The sequence below is a fragment of the Dapis purpurea BLCC-M126 genome (assembly GCF_050015975.1).
Classification (GTDB): domain Bacteria; phylum Cyanobacteriota; class Cyanobacteriia; order Cyanobacteriales; family Microcoleaceae; genus Trichodesmium.
Genome location: NZ_JBNHER010000250.1, coordinates 1 through 5,318 on the forward strand (window position 1 = coordinate 1; position 5,318 = coordinate 5,318).

At 36.3% G+C, this 5,318-nt stretch carries 3 protein-coding genes; all 3 read left to right on the forward strand.

Features of this window, described 5'->3' with window-relative positions:
* The first annotated feature begins 681 nt into the window (after nt 1-681).
* From ACP6PL_RS22430 to ACP6PL_RS22440, 3 genes are read left to right on the forward strand one after another with little or no spacing between them, the layout of a single operon-like run.
* Nucleotides 682-2,289 carry an ATP-binding protein gene (locus tag ACP6PL_RS22430; RefSeq protein WP_426547501.1) on the forward strand — a complete coding sequence of 536 codons (1,608 nt, stop codon included), beginning with the start codon at nt 682-684 and terminating at the stop codon, nt 2,287-2,289.
* 39 nt (nt 2,290-2,328) lie between these two features.
* Nucleotides 2,329-2,721 (forward strand): response regulator, encoded by a 393-nt coding sequence (locus tag ACP6PL_RS22435; protein WP_426547502.1) that lies wholly within the window; start codon nt 2,329-2,331, stop codon nt 2,719-2,721.
* Between the two features lie 3 nt (nt 2,722-2,724).
* Nucleotides 2,725-4,038 carry a diguanylate cyclase domain-containing protein gene (locus tag ACP6PL_RS22440; RefSeq protein ID WP_426547503.1) on the forward strand — a complete coding sequence of 438 codons (1,314 nt, stop codon included), beginning with the start codon at nt 2,725-2,727 and terminating at the stop codon, nt 4,036-4,038.
* Nucleotides 4,039-5,318 lie beyond the last annotated feature (1,280 nt).

Sequence of the window (5,318 nt, forward strand, 5' to 3'; positions counted from 1 at the left end):
TCATTACTCCTGACTCATTACTCCTGACTCATTACTCCTGACTCATTACTCCTGACTCATTACTCCTGATTCATTACTCCTGACTCCTGACTCCTCCCTCATTTATTTATAACTATTCAACCGGACATGATATTAGTCTCCATTCCCCCATCTCCCCATCTCCCCATCTCCCCGTCTCCCTATCCCCCCCGGATTTGATATCACTGATTTTTTTGATGATTTAACAAAAGTAAATATTCACAGAAAATTTTTTAAATTATCAGTCCTTAACTTCGTAAATCTGATGGCTCGGGTACCTGAATTATTACGGATGGATAATTAATTTGGTTAAAAGCCTCTCCTTTTAAGGACAAAAAGCGGTTGTTTTGCGTTAGCTACAGGCCAGATCCAAGACCAAGAGAAAAGAACAGATGATTTCGCTATAATTCAATTCCGTTACAGTTTTAACCAGAGGTAATTATTCATTATCCATTACCGAAATATTGTGGTTAAAAGCCTCCCCTTTTAAGGGAATAATAAATAAAAAATTTCCTGTTCGTCAATCCTATCCGTTTCAAGGAGAGGTAATTCTCAATTCTTAATTCTCAATTCTCAATTCTTGAAATAAATTCTAGCCACTATCAAAATGTTAAAACTGAAATAGGATTACTATCTATAGACTATTTGACAAAACTTTACATTATGCTAAATTTATCTTTTGCCCATGTCAAGTCCAAATTATCAGCAGTATTTATATCTGTGTCGGCAATGATAGTAGCGATCGCCAGTGCCACTGTGATTTACCAACTCAATCAGATGACACAAAAGAGTAGCAATGCCAGACTACTTTTAATTCAATTAAAGGAGCAAGTCAGAGCACTTAATTGTCTAGAATGGGAGAGTATTTCTAAAGGTGAAATTGATGAAAATTTCACTGAAGAACTTCCTGAAAAACAGGAAATAACTGAGACTATTTTTGAAGAAATTAGGAAAATTGAACAACAAGAAAATCTGCAGAATATCTGGGATTTATATACCAATTATAAAACTGTAATTAACAATTCTTGGAAGCTAATTTCTCAGAAAAAAATTGCAGAAGCAAAAGAGATTGGTGCTGTTCAAATTGCTCGACTTTTTCATGAGCTATATGCTGAAATTGAAATACTAGAAGAAGTCTATATTCAGAAGCATCAGCAGACCCGAAAACTTGCCGATATAGGAACAACCTTTGCTTTACTAATGGCAGCCTTTGTGATTGGTATTTTATCCTATAAATTTAGTCAAAGATTGTTGAATAAAAATGAGGAGTTAGAAACTGCCTTAATTAATCTTCAAGAAACCCAGAATCAATTAATTCAAAGAGAAAAAATGGCTGCTTTGGGACAACTAATTGCAGGAGTCGCCCATGAAATCAATAATCCTCTCGGTGCAATTCAAGCCTCCGCAAATAATACTAAAAAGGCTTTAAAAGAAGTCCTAAATGAAATCCCCCATTTACATCAACATCTCAGTTTGGAATCAGAACAAAACCTTTTTCAGCTCATCACTGAGGTACTCGAAAACCGACCTTCAATTGCCTCTGAGGAAACTCGCGCTCTCAAACGTAAAATTACAGCCCAACTTCGAGAAAATGACATTGACAATGCTCGATATATTGCAAATCTCTTAGCAGACATGGGAGTTCCCGAAACACCTGATTTGTGGTTGCCCTTGCTCAAAGATGAACATGGGGAATGGGCGATCGAGTTTGCCTACAACTTGGCTTCCTCCTTTTCTAACAATCAGATTATCCTCCGCGCCGTTGAACGCTCCTCCAAAACAATTTTTGCCCTCAAAAGCTATGCTCGTTTTCAGCCCAATGGCCATAAGGAGTTGATAAACGTCGTTGATAGTTTGGAAACTGTATTAGAAATCTATCACAATCAACTGAAACGGAATATCAATGTGATTCGAGATTATCAGGATATTCCCCAAATATGGGGATATCCCGACGAACTAATTCAGATCTGGACAAATTTAGTTCACAACGCAATTCAAGCTATGGATTTAGGAGGGAAACTCACTCTTACAACTCATAAACAGGAAAATTCCATTCAAGTAAATATTAAAGATACCGGATTAGGGATTCCACCAGAAGTCCAGCCTAAAATCTTTGATGCCTTTTTTACTACGAAGTCGGCGGGTGAGGGGAGTGGTTTGGGACTGCATATTTGCCAGAAAATTATTGACAAACATCAGGGATATATAAAAGTGGACAGCAAACCAGGAGATACTGTATTTTATATAGGGCTGCCTGTCGGCTCCCCTTAAAATTTTTGTAACTATTAAAGTATCTAGAAAGTTTAAGTGATGTCTGAGACTGCAATTATTTGTGTAGATGATGAAATGCCTATTCTAAAAGCTCTCAAAGAACAACTCCAACGTCATTTTGGTAAAAAATATATTTATGAGGTTGCCCAAAGTGTTGAAGAAGCCTGGGATGTGATTGATGAGTTAGAAGATGAAGGCGTGCAAATTCTGGCCATTGTTTCTGATTGGCTCATGCCCAATGTCAAAGGTGATGTGTTTTTAGCGGAAGTTCATGAACGCTTTCCTCAAGTTGTCACCATAATGCTGACTGGGCAAGCTGATGAGGAAGCTATTGAGCAGGCTAGAAAAAAAGCCAACCTTTATGCTTGCCTCTACAAACCCTGGTCAGAGCAAGAATTACAACAAATTATTAGTCAAGCTTTGAATAAGTAAAATATGAAAGGAGTCATTATTTGTGTTGATGATGAGTTTATGATTCTCCAGATTTTGGGGAAGTTGCTCAGGCGCAATTTTGGCAAAGACTATAATATTGAGTTAGCTAACAGTGGTGCAGAAGCTCTTTCTCTTTGTGCAGAATTGAAAGCAGAAGGCTTACAAATTCCTTTGATAATTTCCGATCACAATATGCAGGAGATGCAGGGAGATAGTTTGTTGATTGAACTTCACAAGCTTTATCCCAAAATGTTAAAAATTATGCTGACTGGGCATGCTGATGCTCATTCGGTAGGGAATGTTGTTAATGCTTCTGCTTTATATCGCTATATTCATAAACCTTGGGATGAAGATGATCTAATACTCACAGTTGCTGAAGCCCTACGAAGCTTTGCTCAAGAACAAAAACTTGCTGAACAAAATGCGTTACTTAAGGAAATGAATTCCAGGTTAGAAAGCTCTTTATCACTGCTATTAGCGACCCTGGAAGCAACAGCAAATGGCATTCTTGTCCTAGATAGTTTGGGAAAAGTCGTCATTTTTAATCAAAAGTTTACTGAAATTTGGCAGCTAGATGCCTCAACTTCAACAAATGATAGTCAAAAACTAATTGATTTGATTTTAGCATCTTTGATTAAAGCAGATGCGGCAAACTTTCAAGCATTAATTAAGCAAGATAATATTAAGGAACGGGATTTATTAATCTTAAAAAGTGGTAGAATTATTGAGTATTATTCCCAGTCTCAAAAATTATCAGGCAAAATTGTTGGTCAAGTGTTGACTTTTCGAGATGTGACTACAGAAAAGCAAGAACAAGCAACCATTGAATATCAAGCATTGCACGATTCTCTGACTAACCTGCCAAATAGAGCTTTATTTGATCAGAAACTTTCTGAAGCTATTACCTATGCTGCTGAACATTCAGAAATTATGGGGATAATGTTTCTAGATTTAGATAAGTTTAAGCAGGTTAATGATACATGTGGTCACTCAGTAGGAGACTTACTGTTAAAGACTGTTACCCAGCGTCTTGCCATCTGTTTGAGAGAAGTTGATTTGATTGCCCGTTGGGGAGGAGATGAATTTGGAATTATTTTACCGGAAATTCGTTGTCGAGAAAACATGATTGAGATTGCGGATAGATTGATTAAAGCCATGGAACCAGCATTTATCTTGGAAGGTCATCGTCTCAATGTCACAACCAGCATTGGAATTGCCTTATATCCTGAAGATGGTTCAGACAGCAGTACATTACTTCATAGTGCTGATATGGCGTTGTACAAAGTCAAAAAATCTGGGCGCAATAATTATTGTTGAGACTAATACAAGAAAGTTTTTCTCAAGCGCGGTTATGATATAGCTTTTAGTAGAGCTTTAATGATTGTGATTTATTGCGGAGGTAGGCAAAAGCTCATAGAACTCATTTGGTATCTATTTAAAAGTAGATGGGGAGATGGGGAGATGGGGAGATGGGGAGATTGGGAGGTGGGGAGATGGGGAGGTAGGGTGTATTAGATCCCACATTCCGCACTTCAATTTGTAACATGAAAATTAGTCTAAAATTCCATAGCTTAGTAAGTATTTATACTATGCAAATTATCTCAATTACTGTTTCTTCATCAAATTCCCAGTACATAATTAAGCATAAATACTTGCTCGATCAAGTAATCGATCGTGGCAGCTATGATTTTCTCCTGAATTCTGTCTCCTGTCTCCTGTCTCCTGACTCCTTCTTCTATACTACGTTTTGTCGTGCGGAATGTAGGTTAGATATCTCCCAAAATCTAATCATCAAATCAATTATTACCCATAAATTATCAATTTCTTATCCCTCCGACATATTTTCTGGAGATACCAAATGGGTTCTATATGGCATTTGAAGCAAAGGTTAGGACATTTGTAAATCTTGAAACCCTTTGATAGTCTACTGTTCCCTATTGTTCCCTATTCCCTAGCGCGTAGCCCTATACTAATTTGATAGAGGAATAGTATTTGATTGCCCACTTAAATTTTTAAGGGCGTTAGTGAATCAAGCTATGAAATCTAAAGAGCATAAAATCTAAAATGCTTTTTAATTAGGAGTTAGGCAATAGTCATTTCAAGAAAAATCATAGCCCAAATCACTAACGCCAATTTTTTAAGAATATCACTACTTGTACACCAACCGCTAAAACCCTACTACAAGCTTTAATTATAACTGTTTATTCAGACTAGATATAAGTATTTATACTAAATATTTATCAAACTGGTTTAATGACTTAAATCACTAAAACATAGAAGTTTAACTCACTGCTTAATCTGCTCTTAAACACTAAAGAAAAATTCACAAATCACATCAATAACTAAAGGACAATGTTAATATAAAAATATAGGGAAAAGAAAGAAATACTAATTAATTTTCCCTCTATTAATTAGAGCTGATTCGTAAAATTAGCTGTTTGCGCAGCATTTCCCAGGAAAAGTCTTATATTACCTAGCTCTCAGGAATCTAGAGTCTAGTAAGCTATAACTGCCAAAACGGCAGTATAGCAAGTAATTCAGTCTCTTACCGAATTATTAATTATTAATTGTTAATTAAATAATTGTGGTTTAAAGCC

Coding starts and splice junctions, on each gene's coding strand:
- ACP6PL_RS22430 (WP_426547501.1), top strand. CDS start 682: ATGCTAAATTTATCTTTTGCCCATGTCAAGTCCAAATTATCAGCAGTA.
- ACP6PL_RS22435 (WP_426547502.1), top strand. CDS start 2,329: ATGTCTGAGACTGCAATTATTTGTGTAGATGATGAAATGCCTATTCTA.
- ACP6PL_RS22440 (WP_426547503.1), top strand. CDS start 2,725: ATGAAAGGAGTCATTATTTGTGTTGATGATGAGTTTATGATTCTCCAG.